Here is an 18,073-nt window from a genome sequence, read left to right as displayed (position 1 = left end):
AAGCAAAACAGATGAGGCCCCGCCTCCATTGGCGGGGTCGCTCTCAGTCGACAGGATCGATCACGAGAAGCAGTCTTGCTCCAACGCTTTCATCGACAGCGGGAGATCGGTGCAAAAGCCCGGTGCGCTCCTCACCGGACCATGCGCCGCCACGAAACAGGGCGACCGCACCGCGTTTCACACTCCTGATGCGTGACGGTTCAGACAGATCTTCCTGCGGGACATAGTCGGTGCCGGGCCCCCGGTAAGTGCAAAGCAACCGCGCCGGAACATTGTCCATATGAAACTTCGGGCACATCATCTCGTCTGACACGTCCAGCCGTATCCGCATCTGCCGGACGTTCAGCGTTTTGCTCAGCATCAATGCGAGTGCCGCAATATCACCGGTCAACATGTCGCGTTCTGAGCTTGAGGGGATTTTTGCCTGTTCACAGGCTGCAATTGCAGCCGCCTCCGCCAGATGCACCGGCACTGCCGTCCTCAACTCCGGAAGGCATTCCACCGGCAATCCATCGACCCAGTCCACAAACGCGGGATCGCAGGGCCTCGCCCAGATCGACGCGGCCACTCCCTGCAGATGGATATCAGCAAGGATCTCCGGCTCACGTCCGATCATGACATCGCTCGCTACCCGATAGGGCGTTTTACCAATCGCTTTTGAGACACTCATGCCGCTGCTTCCACCCGGCGCCATCGCGGATAAGGATCCGGCAATTGCCGGAAGGCACTCAGATCTTCACCGGCACTTTCGGCAAGAAGGCATTGATCCAGCCTTGATTTGATCTCCGGCCAGTCGATACCCGAGCCGATAAAAACCAGTTCCTGACGCCGATCCCCGAAAGGCTCGACCCAATTGGACCTGGCGTAGGCGTGTGCTCGCGGATCCTGGGGCCACTGGCTCGGCGGAACGGATGCCCACCAGGTTCCGATCGGGCTGACGCTGGAAAGCGCACCGGCCAGCGAGAACTCCGCGACCCATTCCGGTCGTGTGGCAACCCAGAAATGACCTTTGGCCCGGATGACACCTTCAAGCGGGCTATTGAGCACTGCATGGATTTTCGCGGGATCGAAAGGACGACGGGCCCAATAGACGTAGGATGTGACGCCGTATTCCTCCGTCTCGGGAATATGTTCGGCGAACCCATAAAGCTCCTTGGCCCACAAGGGATGTTCGTGTGCCTTCTGAAAGTCGAACAATTTCGTATCGAGCACTTCCGAGGGGTGAATGTCACTAAAGTCTGTCTCAAGGATCTGTGCATCGGCATTGAGGCTGCGGATGATCTTGCGGGCTGCATCAACCTGTTCCGGCCGCGCAGCGCTGACCTTGTTGAGAACGACAACGTCGGAAAACTCGATCTGGTCGGTTAAAAGATGCACGAGTGTGCGTTCATCTTCTTCACCCAGGACCTCGCCTCTGTCGCGCAGAAAGTCGCGACTTGAAAAGTCATTCAACAAATTGACCGCATCGACAACTGTAACCATCGTGTCAAGTCGGGCGACATCGGACAGGCTTTGCCCTGCTTCATCCCGAAACTCGAAAGTTGCCGCCACCGGCAGGGGTTCTGAAATGCCTGTTGATTCAATCAGAAGATAGTCAAATTTGTCCTCTGATGCCAAACGCTGGACTTCAATCAGCAGGTCATCGCGCAATGTGCAGCAGATACACCCATTTGACATTTCAACCAGGGTCTCTTCGGTCTGGCTGAGCTCAGAACCACCAGCGCGCACAAGATCCGCATCGATATTCACTTCGGACATGTCATTGACGATGACCGCAACCTTGAGACCTTCGCGATTGTTGAGCACGCGATTGAGCAGTGTCGTTTTTCCAGCTCCGAGAAATCCCGAGAGCACAGTAACCGGCAAGCGTTTATTTGACATGGCCTCTCCAACCAAAATGTAATGTTATTACGTTACAAATAATCTGAAATGGCGTGGGAGGCAAGCAGGTTTCGGAAGGAAAAACGCTGCGGCGTTGTGCCAGATCGGATACACCGGGGAACCGGAGCACTATGACGCGCATAATCTGTACTCAAGGGGCAGCATGATATCCGGCGTTCAATCCGACGAGACCACCCACGGGCTTGTGCCACAAGGCAATCTGATCGTTTTTGACGGCATATGCCTGGTCTGCTCAGGGTTTGCGCGTTTTATGGCAAGACACGACAAAAACGCGGGTTTCAGATTTGTTGACGCCCATTCTGAAACCGGCCGCTCAATTTACGAAAAATATGGCCTTGATGCCGATCTCATGGAGACAAATATCGTCATTGTCGGCGGCACGGCATACACAAAGATGGCTTCATTTGCCGCAGCCATGCGCAGCATAGGATGGCCATGTAAGCTGCTGGCTGTTTTTGATTTCCTACCCACCAGTGTTGGGAATTGGCTTTATGACCGGATCGCACAAAACCGGTATCGTTTTGGTCGCCGTTCATGCCCCCTCCCCTCAAAAGAGTTGAAAGACAGGCTGATTGACTGAAACCGGCTCTCCAAAAAGGATCGTTGTCCTCGGCGGCTATGGCGTGTTCGGTGGCAAACTTGCCGCGGCTCTACTGCGCAAAAACCTGTTTGATGTCATTGTCGCAGGACGGAGCATTGAAAAAGCGGAAGATTTTTGTCGTATCCATGGCGGCAGACCGGTGCATCTGGACAGCTCGGCAGGCGATTTTCAAAACAGTCTCGCAAAACTATCGCCCTTCGTGATTGTCGACGCTGCGGGTCCATTTCAATCCTATCAAGGAGGCGATTATCGGGTTGCCGAAGCCGCTCTCAAAGCAGGCAGTCACTATCTTGACCTTTCCGACGACGCCGAGTTCACGAGGGGCATAGATTGCCTCGACGAGAGTGCCAAGAAGCGAGATCTTGTTCTGCTCTCCGGCGTTTCAAGTGTACCCGCGTTGTCGTCAACAGCAGTTGAAGCTTTGAGACCTGCGTTTTCACGGATCGATCTCATCGAAACCACACTGCTGCCCGGCAACAAGGCTCCAAGAGGACTTTCGGTCATCCAGGCAATCCTGGCACAAGCAGGCCATCCGCTTGCGGTCACCCGTTCAGGACAGATCGAAACTCTCCCCGGTTGGTCAGGTCTCTCACGCCGAAAAATCGGTCCAGCCGGTGAAGACGGTCTTCCGCCGCGCTGGTCTTCGTTTATTGGCGCGCCCGACCTTGCACTCTTTCCAAAGCATTTTGGAGCCGGGACTGTGCTGTTCCGGGCCGGATTGGAGCTTTCCGTCATGCACCTTGGGCTTTGGCTTCTGTCCTGGGGAGTTCGCCTGAAGCTCGTTCGTACCCTGGTTCCAATGGCCCGGTTTCTCCAGCTTGCTGCGAACTTTTTGAAACCATTCGGGTCCGATCGCGGCGGCATGGAGGTCAAACTGTCCGGTCTCAATCCTCAAGGCGCTCCAATGAGCAAAAGCTGGACATTGATTGCCAACGATGGCGACGGACCTCAAGTGCCCGCACTTGCTGCAGAAATTCTATGTATGCGCCTGATGAATGGTCAGGTATCGCCGGGCGCGCGTGCCTGCCTGGGCGAAATTGAACTTAAGGAGATTGAACCTGCCATAGCAGGTCTTCAGGTATCCTGTTTTGAGGCTGCCGACCCAAAACCAACCGTGTTCCAAGAGGCATTGGGCAATCAGTTCAATTCTTTGCCAATGTCAGTTAAGGCACTCCATACCGTATTTGACCGGCATAGGTGGACTGGTGAAGCCAAGGTGTCTCGTGGCCGTTCCTTCTTGGGCAACATTCTTTGCAACATCATTGGATTTCCCCCTGCACGCGAACGAACACCTGTTGAAGTAACGATTGAACGACGTGGTGGCAAAGAAGTCTGGCAACGCAACTTTGGTGGAAAGATCTTCAAGTCCGTGTTGTCGCCTAGAGACCGGTTGGGACAAGGCCATGTTTATGAGCGCTTCGGACCAATGCGATTTGAGATCGATCTGACGCGAACTGGAACAAGGCTTTGCTATCCGGTCTCACGCGGTAAGGTGTTTGGCGTCCCGCTGCCCTTGTGGCTCCTTCCCGTCAGTGAAGCCAGCGAATTTGAACTGGACGGACGCTTCCGGTTTGACGTGAAGATCTCGCTGCCATGGTTTGGAGACCTCGTGCACTATCAAGGTTGGCTGTCTCCGGCCAATGCAAAACAACCCTGACCCTCCAGCGTCAATTGTTGGCATCCATTTTCGTCAACCGCGATCAATTGCAGAAAAACTGCCGATTTTCTCCCAACGGTTTCAAAGAGCACCGGGTAGACAGACTTGCAGTCTGTAACCGGGAGCAAGAAAATGACCGAAGACACGTTCCAACCCTGGCTCTGGTTCCGCAACGACAATCGGCGCTGGATAGGCACTTTAGAGTGTGCAATCGCCGGCCTCATTGTTGCCTATTGCGTTGCCTGGATGCTCAAACAGGAAGAACCTCAGGGAACGATGCTTATCGACCCGTTTCTGGCTGCAGTTTTGGGTGGCATCGGCGGATTGGGGGCCGGATTCGTGTTTTCCGGCTGGTATGGGCGGCCGGGGCGAAACGGATGGTACTTGTCTGTTCTTGCCGCCGTGCTCTCCCCTCTCTGGCAGGAGGCCTTGCAGGTACGTGCCTCTTTCCCGGGCCTGGTACGCTTATCGGTGCCTATATGCCGCTCTGGACTTTCCGCTTTCCGTTGACCTTTTCGGTCTGGGCGCTGTGTCTTTTCGCCATCCACCTGCATCTGCGGAAATTGCGGTCGAATGATCCGGTCACGAGGTCTGTATTTATTAAATAATCAGTTGTTTGAAGCGTCTTGAAACATTGTCCTTAGAGACAATTTCCTGTTTGACATCAATAGCTTTTGAAACAATGTTGCGATGATAACCCAATCTCTTCAAGTAAGATCGCAGCCGCGTTATCCGGAATACGAACCATGTCTTCAGTGTCGCGCCTCTCAGTCAACGTCAATGCCGTCGCAATGTTGCGCAATCGCAGGGATCTGCCATGGCCCAGCGTTACTGAACTTGCCGCGATTGCCATGGAAGCCGGGGCAAAAGGCGTAACGGTTCATCCCCGGCCGGATGAACGGCATATCCGGAAAACAGATGTCTTCGATCTGGCGGAACTGATCGAAGACCGTTTCCCGAACAAGGAGCTTTGCCTGGAAGGATATCCTTCTGCGGATTTCATGCAGCTGGTAGAAGAAGCCCGGCCTGAACAGGTGTTGTTCGTTCCTGACGATCCGAACCAATCGACTTCCGATCACGGCTGGGATTTTACAAACGACACCAGAGCTCTCAAGACAGCAATAGCTGCCGCACGAGAATGGGCGGTCACCGTTTCACTCTTCTGCGATCCTGATCCAGCTGCTCCTGAACAGGCCGCACGCCTTGGTGCAGAGCGGATTGAAATCTATACGGGTCCTTATGGCGCTTGCTATGACGACCCCGTGCGCGCGCTCAAGGAGCTTGAAAAGATTGCAGCCACGGCGGAGGCAGCACAAGGCTGCGGGCTTGGTGTGAACGCGGGACACGATCTGACCGTTGAAAATATCCCGGCTTTGATCGATCGCACCCCCTTCATTCGCGAAATGTCGATCGGCCATGGCTTCACGGCTGATGCCCTCATTTTTGGTTTTGCAGAAAGCGTTCGCCGGTTCCGCAAATCGATGGGAGAACTTTGAATGCCCGATACGCTGGCGCGACAGGTCGCGTTCCTGTTGGAGGCAGACAAACTCAAGGAAATTGTACGTCTAAATCAGCTCTCCTCCGGAAGCCGGCGGGAAACGACGGCAGAGCACTGCTGGCACGTCATACTTCAGACACTGACGTTTACGGAGCACGCCAGCGAAGGCACGAACCTGGACCATGTTGTCAAACTGCTGACGGTGCATGACATCGTTGAGATCGACGCCGGAGATCATTGGGTCACGGAAGACAATGTGGATGCGGTCAAGATCTGGGAGCAGAGCGCGTCCGAAAGGTTGTTTGCCCTGCTGCCTGATAGTCAAGCCGAAGAGTTCAGAAATCTTTGGCTCGAATTCGAAGCCAACGAGACGCGGGAAGCGAAATTCGCCAATGCCATGGATGCACTTCATCCAATGGTTCTTGTGTTTGCGTCCGGTCTTGATGACCCCACCCACGAACCCATTTCTGCTGCTGTCTTGCGAAAAACCAAAGAGCCCCGGCTTGCCCCTTTCCCCGGACTTTGGGAATATGCCCAAAGCCTACTGGCCGATGCGGTTCAGACCGGCCGCCTCCTACCCTGATTTTCTCCTCACCCGCCGCAGATAGCGGTCCTGCCCTTTCGAGGAAATTGACTGATGACAATTGATTTATGGCTCGTGTTTGTTGCCGTTTCTCTCTTACCTGCCATAAGTCCCGGCCCAGGTGTCATGCTGGCAATTTCCAACACGCTGCGCTTTGGCCGCAACGCCACTCTCGCGTCCGCAGCGGGAAACGCCGTCGGCCTGGTTGTCATCGGCTATGCGGTTGCCTTGGGGTTCGGCGCTCTGATGGCCACGTCGGCCCTCGCCTTCACGGTTTTGAAATTCGTTGGCGCTGCTTACCTGATCTATCTCGGCCTGAAGATCTTGTGGGACAAATCAAGTTTCCAGATACACGACACTGTGCCGGCCAAACGCAAGAAGCCGTTAAAACTCTTCCTTGAAGCATTGCTGGTGTCTGTGACCAATCCGAAGGCCATCCTCGTCATCACCGCGCTGTTTCCGCAATTTATGCAAGCAGAAGGCTTCAGTCTGTTGGAGACAACAATCCTGTCCTTTACATATGCCTTGCTGTGCTTCGCCAACCACGCGGTCATTGCCTTTGCCGGCAATCACATGAGACGCTTTCTGACCTCGGCCAATCGCATTCGTTGGGTGCGCAGAGTGACCGGCGGCCTGTTTGTCGGTTTCGGTGCGGCACTGGCTTCAGCAAGCCGCTGATACCGATATCAGGCAGCAGGTAGATGCGTTAGGCTGCTTCCACCCTTTTCATTTTCTGATGCTCCTCTTCAATCAGGCCGATCTTCCAGTAGCCGGATATATAGGTGTCAGACTTTGGCAGCCCGCGTTCATTGTGAAGGTGATCTCTCAAGGTCCGAATGACAGAGCTTTCCCCCGCAATGCAAGTTTGAACAGTTCCTTCAGGCCAGTGCATCGTCCTGACAAAATCAATCTGCGCGGTCGAGGGCCTGTGAACGTCATCCTGAATCAGCCAGTGAACTTCAATTCCCGCAGGAAGTCTCACGTCCCGGATGTCGTCTTTTGAGGGAACTTCAAAAAGTGCGACACCCCTGGCATCAGCGGGAAGCATTTCCAGCGTTGCCTCTGCGACAGGCATTGCCGAAAGGTCTGCCGCAATAAGATACCAGTCTGCATAAAACGATGTGATCTTGGGCTGGCTTGGTCCAAAGAAACCCAGGAAGGAACCCTCCCTGGCTTGCTGCGCCCATTTGGTTGCAGGTCCCTCGTCGCCATGGGCAACGAAGTCGATGTCCAACTCCTGCTCGTCACCGCGGAAGGCGCGCACGGTATAAGTCCGCACCGGATGAAGCTTCTTGCCCGCTTTTTCAGCCCCAATGTGTTTCTCGAATGACGCGCGGCTTTCATTTTCACGCGGCAGGACCAGTTTGCAGTTTGCCCCTTCGTGCCCTGTCGGAAAATCGGACAGCTCGGGTCCCTGAAAGGTTACCCTGATAAGGTTGGGGCTCAGATAGTATGCGGATTTGACCGTCAGAAACCTTGGACGGCGTTTTGGTCGAAGTGCCATGACTGCTCTTTTTAAGTTGAGTTTCATACTCAAGAAATAGCACTGAACCACTTCCAATTAAAGATGCTTCTATCGCAGTTTCTTCAACACACCGTCTGGCAATTGGAAACAATAAAAAAGCCCGCCGGCTGGCGGGCTTTCTTGTTGCGGGACGAAACACGATCAATTGCGGATGATCGGCTCCTTCAGCTCTTCCGGCTTTTTCTCCTTGATGATTTCCCAGTTCAAGGTCGCATTGTTGATATGACCGGGCACATCCTGTTCGAAACGCTCCTGAACTTTCAGGGAGTTGTTCAGGTAGAGCTTGCCGTCGACGATCGACCAGGCTTCCGGCACGACCGGCACCTTGAAGCCCATGGCTGCACCAAATGCACAGAACCCACCATATTGCGGTGCATATTTTGCCGGTTCCGCAGCGAACTTGTCGCGGTTTTCTGCAGAAGAGAATTTCCAGGTCACGTCATCATAGGTGAACGTATGTTCGTCAGAACCTGCAACCGGCTTGCCTTCGGTGAAATAGGCAACCGGATCGGTACCGCCGATGGCTGCACCACCTTTGGTGAACGTGGTGATCTCGTCAGCAGAAGCTGTGAAGGACACTGCTGAAAACAGGGCCGTCAGACCCAGAAGAACGGATTTGGAGGTGTAAAGCGGCATTGACGTCTCCTTGGCGATTGGGAGGGCGGCGCATTCCTGCACCGCACTGGTCGGAAAATGCCCCTTGACGCTGCTCATTGCCAATCACCCTTGATCACAGAACTGCCAGCCAGATGACAGCAAAATGTGAGTAGACAAACTCAAAGTCCCGGCAATCTCCCAGGTGGCATCGGTTCTCTTGGCGCAATCAATCCGAGTACAAGATAGATCGCCCGTTCAATGTCGTCATCATGAATGTCAGTGCCGCGCAAAAAGAGGCGAAAATAGATGAGGCCCAATAACAGATCGATCCTGGTCTCCATGTCAGCTTCAAAAGGCGTTGCAATCAACACTTGCCGCAGTACAAGTCTTTGCGATGCCTCGGCTTCATCCAGTACGGCCGCAAGCCGTGGCTCCCGGTGACAGGGAACCAGCGCTCTAAGCGCGGAACCAAGCGGCGTTTGAGTTAGCACTGCGGCAGTGTGCTGAAGACATTGTTGAAGATCCTGCGCAACGCTGACACGTTGAGGTGGAGGCGGTACCGACTTGCGCAAAGCCTCCAGAAGCGCAGCTGTGACGAGGTCCGTCTTGTCGCGAAACCTTCGATAAATGGCTTGCTTACTGGTGTGGGCACGCGCTGCGATTTCGGCGATCGTCGTTTTTTCAAGGCCGTGTTCAGAAATCTCGCGAAGAGCCGCGTCGAGCAATGCAGACGAAACCCTGCTGTCGAGTGGCCGACCGGCTGGCGAACCTACATCTGCCTGCATAAGATCCTCACTCAACAAAACGGTACCAAATGGAACCGTAATAGTGAGATTGTCTTCGTGAAACAAGCATGACTGCTTGATTTTCAGGGCAGAAGGACGGCAAACAGGACCGGAATGCCACGTTCATGTGCAGGAGCACACTGGAACTTTGTGGCGACAGCCGATGAGGAAAACATGTCAGTTGATACCGATACGGTAAAAAGAGTTGCCCGCCTGGCAAGGATCAAGGTGAGCGAAGATGAGGCGACCAGAATGACCGGCGAACTGAACGCCATTCTGGGTTTTGTCGAGCAGCTTGACGAAGTCAATATCGACGGTGTCGAGCCGCTGACTTCCGTGGTCGAGCAGACCATGAAGAAGCGTGTCGATGGCATTACCGACGGCAACAAGGCCAAAGACATCACGCTAAACGCCCCGGCCTCTGAAGACAATTTCTTCATGGTTCCCAAAGTCGTCGAATAAGAGGCTCCAAATTCGGAATGAGCTCGCCTGACGCCATCAAAATTGAGGTGGAAAGCCCTTTGTCATCTGACATGAGGGACATGATCACCGAATTGAATGCCGTGCTGGGATCGTTGACGCCGGAAGAAGCCAACTACAGCATGACCGCTGATGAGATGGCTGGTCCTGAAACGACCGTCTTTGTGGCTCGCGTCGACGAAAAGGCGGCAGCTTGCGGCGCGCTTCATCGCCATCCAGGTGGCATCGGTGAACTTAAGCGTTTCTATGTCCGCCCCGGCTACCGGAGGCTCGGGCTTGCCAGGCTGATCCTTCATCATGTCATGGCACGAGCTGTCGACGAAGGCTTTGCCGAACTCGTTCTTGAGACTGGACACAACTACGATGCTGCCCGGCAGCTTTACGAAAATGCCGGTTTTGTCGAATGCGGACCCGTGCTCGACTATCCCGAAAGTCCCTATTCCGTTTTCTATTCCCGGCCGACAAAGGCCCACCAAGAGACCTGATCCATGACCGATCTGACCAAACTCACGATTGCCGATGCCCGCGAGGGCCTGAAGAACAAGGACTATACCTCGCAGGAACTGACCGAAGCATTCCTGAACAACATCGAGGCAGCCAACGCCCAGCTCAACGCATATGTTGCCGTTACTGCAGACAAAGCCCGAGATATGGCCAAGGCGTCCGATGAGAAACTCAGCAAAGGCGAAGGCGGTGCTCTGGAAGGCATCCCGCTTGGCATCAAGGACTTGTTCGCGACCGAAGGTGTCCACACTCAGGCCTGCAGCCATATCCTCGACAGCTTCAAACCTGCCTACGAATCCACGGTCACGTCAAACCTTTGGGCAGACGGGGCGGTCATGCTTGGCAAGCTCAATATGGATGAGTTTGCCATGGGGTCGTCCAACGAAACCTCCTATTACGGCCCCGTGATCAACCCGTGGCGGAAAAACGGATCCAACCAGGATCTTGTACCGGGAGGCTCCTCGGGTGGTTCAGCTTCGGCTGTCGCAGCACGTCTTTGCATGGGGGCGACTGCCACGGACACCGGCGGCTCCATCCGTCAGCCTGCTGCCTTTACCGGAACGGTCGGCATAAAACCAACCTACGGCCGCTGCTCGCGTTGGGGCGTTGTCGCCTTTGCCTCATCGCTCGATCAGGCCGGTCCGATTGCACACACGGTGCGTGACAGTGCAATTCTTTTGAAAACCATGGCATCGGTCGACCCGAAGGACACCACCTCGGTCGACGTCGAAGTGCCGGACTATGAAGCCGCCATCGGCAAATCCGTAAAAGGTCTCAAGATCGGAATCCCTGCTGAGTACCGCATGGACGGCATGCCGAATGAAATCGAAGAGCTTTGGCAGAAAGGCATCGCTTGGTTGAAAGATGCCGGTGCTGAGATCGTCGACATCACCATGCCACACACCAAATATGCCTTGCCGGCCTATTACATCGTCGCGCCAGCGGAAGCCTCTTCGAACCTTGCCCGCTATGACGGTGTCCGCTACGGGCTGCGGGTTCCCGGCAACGATATTGTCGAGATGTACGAAAATACGCGCGCAGAGGGTTTCGGCGAAGAAGTGAAACGTCGCGTGCTGATCGGCACCTATGTGCTGTCTGCCGGTTATTATGATGCCTATTATCTGAAGGCTCAAAAAGTCCGCACCCTGATCAAGCGCGATTTCGATCTTGCCTGGGCAAACGGTGTCGACGCGATTCTGACACCAGCCACTCCGTCTGCTGCATTCGGCGTTGCGGATCAGGACCTGCACTCAGATCCGGTGAAAATGTACCTGAACGACATTTTCACGGTGACGGTGAACATGGCCGGGCTGCCGGGCATTTCCGTTCCCGCCGGCGTCGACAAGGACGGACTGCCCCTCGGTCTGCAATTGATCGGCAAGCCGTTTGACGAAAGCACGCTGTTCCAGGTTGGCCAGGTCATCGAAGACGCTGCCGGTTCATTCGAACCGCAGAAATGGTGGGGCTAGCCGCCTGCAACACCCCTGCTCTTTGCTCTCTGGAATGCACATAAACGGGAGCATTCCTGAATCGACGTTACTCCCGGCGGTGCTTCTTTCTTGCATGCCGGGAGGCCCTTCCGGAGTGGTCGATCAGCAACTGAAAACCGCCAGTTCGTCGGGGTACCCCTTGGAAAACAGGACCGGTCATGACAGATATTGAAACTCTGATCATCGGCGCAGGCGCGGTCGGTCTTGCTTCAGCGCGCGCGCTGGCACTTTCCGGCCGCGAAGTCATGGTGCTGGAAAGACATGGCCTGATCGGATCTGAAACCAGTGCCCGAAATTCCGAAGTCATTCACGCGGGGATCTATTACCCGGCCGGCAGTCTGAAAGCGCGCCTTTGTGTCGACGGAAAACATCAGCTTTATGAGTTCTGCGCGGAAAATGGTGTTGGTCACGAACGTATCGGCAAATTGATCGTCGCCGCGCATGATGCACAGCTCGACGAGCTTCTGAAAATCAAACAAAAGGCAGCGGAGAACGGTGTATCCGATCTTGTTTTTGTCGACCGCGACGAATTGCATGAACGGGAACCGGCGCTCGACTGCTCCGGGGCGCTCTGGTCACCATCCACCGGCATCATAGACAGCCATGCCTTCATGTTGGCGCTGCAGGGTGGTCTGGAGGCAAATGGCGGTCAGGTGGTCCTGAACACCAATGTCACCGGCATCGAGGCCCAGCTCGCTGGCGGCTACCACGTTCACATCGAAACAGGCGACAAGGCAACCTATGCACTCACCTGCAGGGAGCTGATCGTTTCCGCCGGGCATGGCGCACCAGGTCTGATGCAAGCGTTTCCCGGGGCCACGCCGCCCAAGGCTTATCTGGCCAAGGGCAACTACTTCAAACTCCAGGGCAAAGCGCCATTTTCAACGTTGATTTACCCGGTTCCGGAGCCTGGTGGGCTCGGGGTTCATCTGACGCTGGATTTGCAGCATCAAGCGCGTTTCGGCCCTGATGTGGAATGGGTTGAAGAGTTTGACTACGTTGTCGACCCTGCACGCGGCATCCGTTTTTATAGTGCCATCCGCTCCTATTGGCCTGACCTTCCGGACGGATCGCTGGTGTCAGATTATTCCGGCATAAGGCCGAAAATCGCCGGTCCTGGGGAACCGGCTGCAGATTTCAGAATAGAGGGATCACACACGCATGGCCTTCATGGATTGGTTGCGCTCTACGGTGTTGAATCACCCGGCCTGACAGCCGCGCTGGCAATTGCAGAAGAAGTAAAAGCCCGTCTTGGCTGAACTTCAGTGAACTCTTTCGCTTTCCGCTTCCAGAATGCCATCGGCATCCAGTGCAGCGATCGGAAGACGTTTGTCAGTCGGAACATCTCCGGACAGCTGCAAGGCAAGATAGCGGCCACAGCAGACACGCAGAAAACTCGTGAAGTTGCCGAGGTCATGACCGGCATCAATGCTTTCGTGATGCAGCTTGGTGATGAGCTGAACCACATTCATGTCATCCCTGGCAGCAATTTCCTCCAAAACGCTCCAGAAGAAAGCTTCAAGGCGAACTGATGTCACCATGCCGTCAATGCGCAGGGACTTGGTGCTGCTTTCCCAAAGCGCCGGGTCTGCTTCAATAAAGAGTTTGCACATGTTTTCCTCCAGCTCGGTTTGCAAGCACGCTTTCAAGGCCGACACCACGCGCACGCCTCCTTGCAAACTCCAAATCAAGTCCTCTTGGGAGCTTCAGGCAAGAGTACTTCCTGGCATGCAAAATCCCAAACACGTCTCACGTCGACGTGTCCGGGACGTCTGCTTGTGTCGATATCAGGCAGCCAATGTTCCAATCGAAGAACCGCTTAGCACCGCGTGGAACTGGGCCATCCAGGCAGGATGGGCCGGCCAGGCCGGTGCCGTGATCAGATTGCCATCCGTCACAGCGGCATCAATGGCAATATCGGCATAGATTGCTCCGGCAAGCTCCACCTCCGGACGGCATGCGGGGTATGCCGATACCGTGCGGCCTTCAACAACTTTGGCAGCTGTCAGGATCTGTGCCCCATGACAAATGGCAGCAACCGGTTTTGCCGCGTCCATGAAATGCTTCACGGCGTCGATGACCTCAGCCTCGAGGCGAAGATACTCCGGAGCTCTGCCACCCGGTATCAAAAGCGCGTCATAGTCGGCAACATCCACGTCCGCAAAGGTTGCGTTCAAGGTGAAATTGTGACCCCGTTTTTCCGTGTAGGTCTGATCGCCTTCGAAATCATGTATACACGTGGCCACCGTTTCTCCGGCTTTCTTTCCGGGACAAACGGCGTCAACGGTATAACCCATTGCGAGCAGCGTCTGAAACGGCACCATCGTTTCATAGTCTTCCGTAAAATCTCCGGTGATCATAAGGATCTTCTTCGCGCTCATGCTTCATCCTCCATCAGCAAATGACGATGGGGAAAGGCTAACAGGCAAAGGATTTGCGTGGGTATTACGGGACTACTACACGGTGTTTTTTTGATATCCCGTACCGAGATGCGGCAATACTTTCGACGCCAAGAGATTGAAAATATTTGGAAATCAGTCGCGGTAGTCAGGTTCTGTTCGATCCAATTCTCGTTTCCAGTAGTCGAAATGAGCGTAGCCCATTCCAACATATGGCTCCCATTCAGCAGCAGTCTTGGCTGCCAGATTGTCTGACATGACAGCTAGTGGCTGACCTGTTGCATATGCCTTCAACAGAGTCTCGGCAGCGCGTTCGAAAAAATAGAGGCTCTCAAACGCTTCTGGAACGGTCGTTGCGGAAATGGAAATGCCGTGGTTTCCCATGATCAGTACAGGTTTGTCTGAAAGTGTTTGTGCGATCCGGCGTCCTTCTTCCGCCTCATCCGCCATACCGCCAAAGCCCAGATCGATGGCCACTTTGCCGAAAAATCGAGCGGTGTTGAGATCGATCGGCTTCATGCCCGGGTCCTGAAGCGTTGCAAGGGCCGTCGCATTCGGCGGATGACAGTGAAACAGCACCCGGGCTTTCGGGTTCATCCGGTGAACGGTTCCGTGAATGCACCAGGCAGATGGATCCGGCGCATAGGGTCCTTCCATGACAGTGTCATCATTGGCACCGAGAAGGAGAAGATCGCTTGCCTTCACCTCGGAAAAATGCCGCCATTTCGGGTTCATCAAAAACTTTGAACCGTCCTCTGACACCGCGGCGCTGAAGTGATTGCCAACAGATTCGTGCCAGCCGAACCTGACCGCCATGCGGAAAGCCGCCGCGAGGTCTTCGCGCAGTTCCAATTCGCTTTGGCGCGCCTCGCAGCCGAAATCGACATCTGTGACAACGTTCATTCCGTTCGTTCCTTCTTACCTTCAAGCACCCGAAAGGTAGACCGCAATTCGCCGCGATCAGTATAACACCCACGCAAATGCCGGTCCCCACTGCTGGCTGAATAGGCCGCCCGGCCGTGTACAATCCGGTGATTGTCGAAAACGATACACTCGCCTGCATTCAACCGGAACTGCATGAGGTATTTTTCACGGCGCATCATCTGCCCGAAACGGCAGAAAGCCGGGTAAAACCGGTCAAGTTCCTCCTGCGGCAGATCAAACATGTCGGCGTGATGCTGGCTGATGGTAACGCCGGAAACATTTCCATATTCATCGAGTTCGATCACATGCTGACGGGAGCGCATGTCGAACCGTTCGTGCTCACAGAAATAGGGCACGTCAGTCGCAACCAGCAACTCAAAGTCTTCTGGATGGGCAAGACGAAAGTCTTCCGCTACCGCCAGCCCATCAACAAAGAGACTGTTGCCGCCCTCAACGGTATTGGCACGGCAGTGAAGAAACTGGATCCCTGGCGCTAAATCTTCGTCCGGCAGGTCCGTGTGCAAGGGCAAGGCTTTTGAGGTGAAAGCAAGGTTGGTGGGTTTGATATGGGTTTTGACCTCAAAAACCTGACCGAAATAACTTGGCCGGACATGACCGATCAGGCTGGCTGTGTCGAGAAGAGCCGCATCCGTATCAGGCAAACCGGTCAAAAGCGCGATGCCATCGGTGAGCATGGCTTTTGCCCAACAGCGGATCTCGGTATCACTTTCCGTCAGCTGGCTGTAGGAGAAGCGGGCCATATGGTCATAGTGATCAGCGAACCAGGGGGTTCGGCTCACTTTTGCCACATCTGCCCGCTTTTCACCCTTGGCGTAGCTTGCCAGCAAGGACAGCGGCATCCGTGTGACGTGACCTGCTCCAGCCCAGGTAATTTCCAGAACGCCCCCTGATATTGCTGCGGAAGACGCGCATGGCGCTTCAGATTCAGCAAAAATATCAAAGGCCCGCTCCCGGGTTTCTTGATCGAAGGAACTGGGGCAATTGTCTCGCAGCCAGAAATAATTGAAGTAGGCGGTCTCGCCGGTTTCAAGCGGCACATCCATGCCCCGCTCTTTCAGCACCACGCCGGTTTCGCCGGTCCCGAGCATCCCAACAGCTCCTTAACTTAATCATTCTTGTCATATCGTGCAGGCCACGGGAGTAGCTGAAAATCTCAGAAACTCCCGGAGCTTTGGGAAAGATGCACTTGAGGAATTGATTTGAAAAGGTGATAAAAACGCAAGTTAATTTAAGCAGAAACTTAAGATAAAACGCACATGGATCGACTTCCACCACTCAGACTGTTGCACGTTTTCGAAACAGTTCACCGAACCGGCAGCCCCAGCCGGGCTGCAAGAGAGCTCAATGTATCCCTGTCTGCAGTCAGTCAGTCGTTGAAGCAACTGGAAGATCATATCGGCACATCATTGCTCGATCGAAGCACAAGACCGGCCGGATTTACCGAAGCTGGTGAAATCCTCTTGAATGCCGTTGTTGAAAACAGAGAGAGACTGAATGACGCTCTTGAGGACATACGCGCACTGTCGGACCCGTCCAGCGCTGCGGTCACGCTCGCCTGCACGATCGGTTTTGCCACCTATTGGCTGATGCCACGATTGGAGGCCTTTTACCTCGACCACCCCGACCTTGCCGTGAATGTTCAATCAACTTCGCAAGAAGTGCCGCGTCTCGGCCCGGGGGTCGATATTGCCATGCGCTACGGCGACGGTGCCTGGAGTGATGGCGCAGTGGAATTGCTTTTTGAAGAGCGAATCGAACCAGTTTGCGCGCCCGAATACCTTGAACGGATCAAAGCCGATGATGGCAGCCTCGCCTCTTCCTTCCTGATCCATGTGGAGACTGACGACCGGCGATGGGTCTCCTGGCCAGACTACCTGAACAGAACCGGCCTAAAGGCTGCTGGTTCGGCCAAGGGTCTCCGATTTTCAAATTATGTGCAGGCGGCACAGGCCGCGCTTTCAGGGCACGGTATCATGCTGGGCTGGCGATCAATTACAGGGGACTATTCTGAAAAAGGGCTGCTGGCACCGGCTGGATTACCGCCGCTCACCCCGAAAGATGCCTATCACGCGGTTCTGTCGCACAGGAGCCGAAACAAGGCGACAGCCGAGCTCGTCGTATCCTGGCTCAAACAGGTGGCAAGTGAATAGTCCTCAGACACGGGCCGTCTGAACAAGCCGAAAGCATCGTCTTTGAGATTTGAGAACCTGCCGGCGATCAACTCCCGGCCTCTGGGTCGCCCGACACGGCGCTCCGCCTGGTTCCCACCCAACTTGAATATCCCGTGGGCAAAAATCCCTCTTGACCAATTAAGTCGGCTTTGCCATAACCTCACCCGAACCGTACCGTACGGTTCTCATTCAAGTTCTATCAGGAAGAGCCTCTGAAGGCCACGTTCAGTCCCATGCCAGCAGCCGCCTACGACATTGCCACATCCCGCCCGGACGCCGCGCCAGAATTTTCGCCGCGCCAGCAGGTCGTGTTGCAACACGCGCTGACGCTGCTGGTGGACGGAGGCGAAAAGGCTCTGACAACCGCCGGGTTGGCACGGACGGCAAGCTGCTCCAAGGAAAGTCTTTACAAGTGGTTCGGTGACAGAGACGGCCTGCTGGCAGCTGTTGTCGCGTTCCAGGCCAGCCAGGTGCAATTCCCTTCAGAGGCAGGAGCAACCGCTGACGCGGAAACCTTTCGCGCCCACGTATCCGCCTTCGTCGAGGCACTGCTCGGCGTTCTCTTTTCCGAAACATCGCTTGCGCTCAACCGGCTTTCGATCGGCCAAAGCAACACCAACTCAAACCGACTTGGCCATTTGCTGCTGGTGCGCGGCAAACACATGATTTCATCGCGTGCACGCACCATGCTGGAAAGCGGCAGGCGCCACGGATTGCTAAAATTCGACAGCGCGGAAGATGCATACCAGGTGCTTTATGGCCTGGCGATCCGCGATGTTCACATCCGTCTTTTGCTCGGCGAGACCGCAAGCCCCGACGAGCAGGATCTCAGGACTCAGGCCGAAACGGCAGTCGACCGCTTTTATCGTTTGTTCGGAGCGTAAACAGCGGCCTTCCGACCTCGGTCAGAACACGTTCAAAAGACAAAGACCGGAT

The 18,073-nt window shown here is 55.0% G+C and carries 21 protein-coding genes; 12 read left to right on the top strand and 9 right to left on the bottom strand.

Annotated features, from left to right (window positions below; all coding sequences use genetic code 11):
• Positions 1 to 43 precede the first annotated feature (43 nt).
• Both ACZ1HV_RS24860 and ACZ1HV_RS24855 read right to left on the bottom strand, forming a co-directional pair.
• A complete protein-coding gene (locus ACZ1HV_RS24860) occupies positions 44 to 670 on the bottom strand; it encodes a DUF1826 domain-containing protein (RefSeq protein ID WP_298822259.1) in 627 nt (208 codons plus the stop codon).
• The gene (locus ACZ1HV_RS24855; protein ID WP_472716636.1) at positions 667 to 1,881 is read right to left on the bottom strand and encodes a GTP-binding protein; all 1,215 of its coding nucleotides are present in this window, start codon (positions 1,879 to 1,881) and stop codon (positions 667 to 669) included. Before ACZ1HV_RS24855 ends, ACZ1HV_RS24860 begins: the two co-directional genes overlap by 4 nt.
• 163 nt (positions 1,882 to 2,044) lie before the next feature.
• On the opposite strand from ACZ1HV_RS24855, the gene ACZ1HV_RS24850 reads away from it, so the two are divergent.
• The 6 genes from ACZ1HV_RS24850 to ACZ1HV_RS24825 all read left to right on the top strand — a co-directional run bounded on the left by ACZ1HV_RS24850 (position 2,045) and on the right by ACZ1HV_RS24825 (position 6,919).
• A complete protein-coding gene (locus ACZ1HV_RS24850) occupies positions 2,045 to 2,482 on the top strand; it encodes a thiol-disulfide oxidoreductase DCC family protein (protein WP_472716635.1) in 438 nt (145 codons plus the stop codon).
• The gene (locus ACZ1HV_RS24845; RefSeq protein WP_472716634.1) at positions 2,475 to 4,160 is read left to right on the top strand and encodes a DUF4166 domain-containing protein; all 1,686 of its coding nucleotides are present in this window, start codon (positions 2,475 to 2,477) and stop codon (positions 4,158 to 4,160) included. Before ACZ1HV_RS24850 ends, ACZ1HV_RS24845 begins: the two co-directional genes overlap by 8 nt.
• Before the next feature lie 132 nt (positions 4,161 to 4,292).
• Positions 4,293 to 4,670, top strand: a complete 378-nt coding sequence (locus tag ACZ1HV_RS24840; protein WP_472716633.1) for a hypothetical protein — start codon at positions 4,293 to 4,295, stop codon at positions 4,668 to 4,670.
• A 236-nt stretch (positions 4,671 to 4,906) separates the two neighbouring features.
• Positions 4,907 to 5,656 (top strand): pyridoxine 5'-phosphate synthase, encoded by a 750-nt coding sequence (locus ACZ1HV_RS24835; protein WP_472716632.1) that lies wholly within the window; start codon positions 4,907 to 4,909, stop codon positions 5,654 to 5,656.
• Positions 5,657 to 6,241 (top strand): HD domain-containing protein, encoded by a 585-nt coding sequence (locus ACZ1HV_RS24830; protein WP_472716631.1) that lies wholly within the window; start codon positions 5,657 to 5,659, stop codon positions 6,239 to 6,241. It abuts the gene before it with no gap.
• Positions 6,242 to 6,295: 54 nt separating this feature from the next.
• Positions 6,296 to 6,919 carry a LysE family translocator gene (locus tag ACZ1HV_RS24825; protein ID WP_472716630.1) on the top strand — a complete coding sequence of 208 codons (624 nt, stop codon included), beginning with the start codon at positions 6,296 to 6,298 and terminating at the stop codon, positions 6,917 to 6,919.
• A 28-nt stretch (positions 6,920 to 6,947) separates the two neighbouring features.
• On the opposite strand, the gene ACZ1HV_RS24820 is transcribed toward ACZ1HV_RS24825, so the two are convergent.
• The 3 genes from ACZ1HV_RS24820 to ACZ1HV_RS24810 form a co-directional block, all read right to left on the bottom strand.
• Entirely contained in the window at positions 6,948 to 7,745 is a 798-nt protein-coding gene (locus tag ACZ1HV_RS24820) for a siderophore-interacting protein (protein WP_298822248.1), read from the bottom strand.
• A 162-nt stretch (positions 7,746 to 7,907) separates the two neighbouring features.
• On the bottom strand, positions 7,908 to 8,480 hold the full coding sequence (locus ACZ1HV_RS24815) for a YHS domain-containing (seleno)protein (protein WP_298822247.1): 573 nt from the start codon (positions 8,478 to 8,480) through the stop codon (positions 7,908 to 7,910).
• Positions 8,481 to 8,542: 62 nt separating this feature from the next.
• Positions 8,543 to 9,148: a TetR/AcrR family transcriptional regulator gene (locus ACZ1HV_RS24810; RefSeq protein WP_472716629.1), complete on the bottom strand. Its 606-nt coding sequence runs from the start codon at positions 9,146 to 9,148 to the stop codon at positions 8,543 to 8,545.
• 174 nt (positions 9,149 to 9,322) lie between these two features.
• On the opposite strand from ACZ1HV_RS24810, the gene gatC reads away from it, so the two are divergent.
• From gatC to ACZ1HV_RS24790, 4 genes are all read left to right on the top strand, one after another.
• Positions 9,323 to 9,610: an Asp-tRNA(Asn)/Glu-tRNA(Gln) amidotransferase subunit GatC gene (gene gatC, locus ACZ1HV_RS24805; RefSeq protein ID WP_472716628.1), complete on the top strand. Its 288-nt coding sequence runs from the start codon at positions 9,323 to 9,325 to the stop codon at positions 9,608 to 9,610.
• 17 nt (positions 9,611 to 9,627) lie between these two features.
• The gene (locus tag ACZ1HV_RS24800; protein WP_472716627.1) at positions 9,628 to 10,113 is read left to right on the top strand and encodes a GNAT family N-acetyltransferase; all 486 of its coding nucleotides are present in this window, start codon (positions 9,628 to 9,630) and stop codon (positions 10,111 to 10,113) included.
• A 3-nt stretch (positions 10,114 to 10,116) separates the two neighbouring features.
• The gene (gene gatA / locus ACZ1HV_RS24795) at positions 10,117 to 11,601 is read left to right on the top strand and encodes an Asp-tRNA(Asn)/Glu-tRNA(Gln) amidotransferase subunit GatA (RefSeq protein ID WP_298959579.1); all 1,485 of its coding nucleotides are present in this window, start codon (positions 10,117 to 10,119) and stop codon (positions 11,599 to 11,601) included.
• Between the two features lie 179 nt (positions 11,602 to 11,780).
• On the top strand, positions 11,781 to 12,881 hold the full coding sequence (locus ACZ1HV_RS24790; RefSeq protein ID WP_472716626.1) for an NAD(P)/FAD-dependent oxidoreductase: 1,101 nt from the start codon (positions 11,781 to 11,783) through the stop codon (positions 12,879 to 12,881).
• 3 nt (positions 12,882 to 12,884) lie between these two features.
• On the opposite strand, the gene ACZ1HV_RS24785 is transcribed toward ACZ1HV_RS24790, so the two are convergent.
• The 4 genes from ACZ1HV_RS24785 to ACZ1HV_RS24770 all read right to left on the bottom strand — a co-directional run bounded on the left by ACZ1HV_RS24785 (position 12,885) and on the right by ACZ1HV_RS24770 (position 16,054).
• Positions 12,885 to 13,235, bottom strand: coding sequence for a ribbon-helix-helix domain-containing protein (locus ACZ1HV_RS24785; protein WP_298822241.1), 351 nt, complete (start codon positions 13,233 to 13,235; stop codon positions 12,885 to 12,887).
• Positions 13,236 to 13,409: 174 nt separating this feature from the next.
• The gene (locus ACZ1HV_RS24780) at positions 13,410 to 14,003 is read right to left on the bottom strand and encodes a DJ-1/PfpI family protein (RefSeq protein ID WP_298959572.1); all 594 of its coding nucleotides are present in this window, start codon (positions 14,001 to 14,003) and stop codon (positions 13,410 to 13,412) included.
• 153 nt (positions 14,004 to 14,156) lie between these two features.
• Positions 14,157 to 14,924 (bottom strand): class II aldolase/adducin family protein, encoded by a 768-nt coding sequence (locus tag ACZ1HV_RS24775; protein WP_472716625.1) that lies wholly within the window; start codon positions 14,922 to 14,924, stop codon positions 14,157 to 14,159.
• Positions 14,921 to 16,054: a TauD/TfdA family dioxygenase gene (locus ACZ1HV_RS24770; protein WP_472716624.1), complete on the bottom strand. Its 1,134-nt coding sequence runs from the start codon at positions 16,052 to 16,054 to the stop codon at positions 14,921 to 14,923. Before ACZ1HV_RS24770 ends, ACZ1HV_RS24775 begins: the two co-directional genes overlap by 4 nt.
• A gap of 168 nt (positions 16,055 to 16,222) precedes the next feature.
• Here ACZ1HV_RS24770 and ACZ1HV_RS24765 point away from each other — a divergent pair, with 168 nt between their 5' ends.
• Both ACZ1HV_RS24765 and ACZ1HV_RS24760 read left to right on the top strand, forming a co-directional pair.
• Positions 16,223 to 17,116, top strand: a complete 894-nt coding sequence (locus tag ACZ1HV_RS24765; protein ID WP_472716623.1) for a LysR substrate-binding domain-containing protein — start codon at positions 16,223 to 16,225, stop codon at positions 17,114 to 17,116.
• A 254-nt stretch (positions 17,117 to 17,370) separates the two neighbouring features.
• Positions 17,371 to 18,021, top strand: a complete 651-nt coding sequence (locus ACZ1HV_RS24760; RefSeq protein ID WP_298822234.1) for a TetR/AcrR family transcriptional regulator — start codon at positions 17,371 to 17,373, stop codon at positions 18,019 to 18,021.
• Positions 18,022 to 18,073: the final 52 nt, after the last annotated feature.

It is taken from the genome of Roseibium sp. JB4-4 (genome assembly GCF_055693425.1).
This window is presented reverse-complemented; position numbering and strand designations above follow the sequence as displayed.

What these genes read in the sequence shown, in the direction of transcription:
- ACZ1HV_RS24815 (WP_298822247.1), bottom strand. Translation starts at nt 8,480, where the DNA reads ATGAGCAGCGTCAAGGGGCATTTTCCGACCAGTGCGGTGCAGGAATGC.
- ACZ1HV_RS24860 (WP_298822259.1), bottom strand. Translation starts at nt 670, where the DNA reads ATGAGTGTCTCAAAAGCGATTGGTAAAACGCCCTATCGGGTAGCGAGC.
- ACZ1HV_RS24840 (WP_472716633.1), top strand. Translation starts at nt 4,293, where the DNA reads ATGACCGAAGACACGTTCCAACCCTGGCTCTGGTTCCGCAACGACAAT.
- ACZ1HV_RS24810 (WP_472716629.1), bottom strand. Translation starts at nt 9,148, where the DNA reads ATGCAGGCAGATGTAGGTTCGCCAGCCGGTCGGCCACTCGACAGCAGG.
- ACZ1HV_RS24790 (WP_472716626.1), top strand. Translation starts at nt 11,781, where the DNA reads ATGACAGATATTGAAACTCTGATCATCGGCGCAGGCGCGGTCGGTCTT.
- ACZ1HV_RS24820 (WP_298822248.1), bottom strand. Translation starts at nt 7,745, where the DNA reads ATGGCACTTCGACCAAAACGCCGTCCAAGGTTTCTGACGGTCAAATCC.
- ACZ1HV_RS24835 (WP_472716632.1), top strand. Translation starts at nt 4,907, where the DNA reads ATGTCTTCAGTGTCGCGCCTCTCAGTCAACGTCAATGCCGTCGCAATG.
- ACZ1HV_RS24785 (WP_298822241.1), bottom strand. Translation starts at nt 13,235, where the DNA reads ATGTGCAAACTCTTTATTGAAGCAGACCCGGCGCTTTGGGAAAGCAGC.
- ACZ1HV_RS24800 (WP_472716627.1), top strand. Translation starts at nt 9,628, where the DNA reads ATGAGCTCGCCTGACGCCATCAAAATTGAGGTGGAAAGCCCTTTGTCA.
- gatC (WP_472716628.1), top strand. Translation starts at nt 9,323, where the DNA reads ATGTCAGTTGATACCGATACGGTAAAAAGAGTTGCCCGCCTGGCAAGG.
- ACZ1HV_RS24765 (WP_472716623.1), top strand. Translation starts at nt 16,223, where the DNA reads ATGGATCGACTTCCACCACTCAGACTGTTGCACGTTTTCGAAACAGTT.
- ACZ1HV_RS24775 (WP_472716625.1), bottom strand. Translation starts at nt 14,924, where the DNA reads ATGAACGTTGTCACAGATGTCGATTTCGGCTGCGAGGCGCGCCAAAGC.
- ACZ1HV_RS24780 (WP_298959572.1), bottom strand. Translation starts at nt 14,003, where the DNA reads ATGAGCGCGAAGAAGATCCTTATGATCACCGGAGATTTTACGGAAGAC.
- gatA (WP_298959579.1), top strand. Translation starts at nt 10,117, where the DNA reads ATGACCGATCTGACCAAACTCACGATTGCCGATGCCCGCGAGGGCCTG.
- ACZ1HV_RS24850 (WP_472716635.1), top strand. Translation starts at nt 2,045, where the DNA reads ATGATATCCGGCGTTCAATCCGACGAGACCACCCACGGGCTTGTGCCA.
- ACZ1HV_RS24855 (WP_472716636.1), bottom strand. Translation starts at nt 1,881, where the DNA reads ATGTCAAATAAACGCTTGCCGGTTACTGTGCTCTCGGGATTTCTCGGA.
- ACZ1HV_RS24760 (WP_298822234.1), top strand. Translation starts at nt 17,371, where the DNA reads ATGCCAGCAGCCGCCTACGACATTGCCACATCCCGCCCGGACGCCGCG.
- ACZ1HV_RS24770 (WP_472716624.1), bottom strand. Translation starts at nt 16,054, where the DNA reads ATGCTCGGGACCGGCGAAACCGGCGTGGTGCTGAAAGAGCGGGGCATG.
- ACZ1HV_RS24830 (WP_472716631.1), top strand. Translation starts at nt 5,657, where the DNA reads ATGCCCGATACGCTGGCGCGACAGGTCGCGTTCCTGTTGGAGGCAGAC.
- ACZ1HV_RS24825 (WP_472716630.1), top strand. Translation starts at nt 6,296, where the DNA reads ATGACAATTGATTTATGGCTCGTGTTTGTTGCCGTTTCTCTCTTACCT.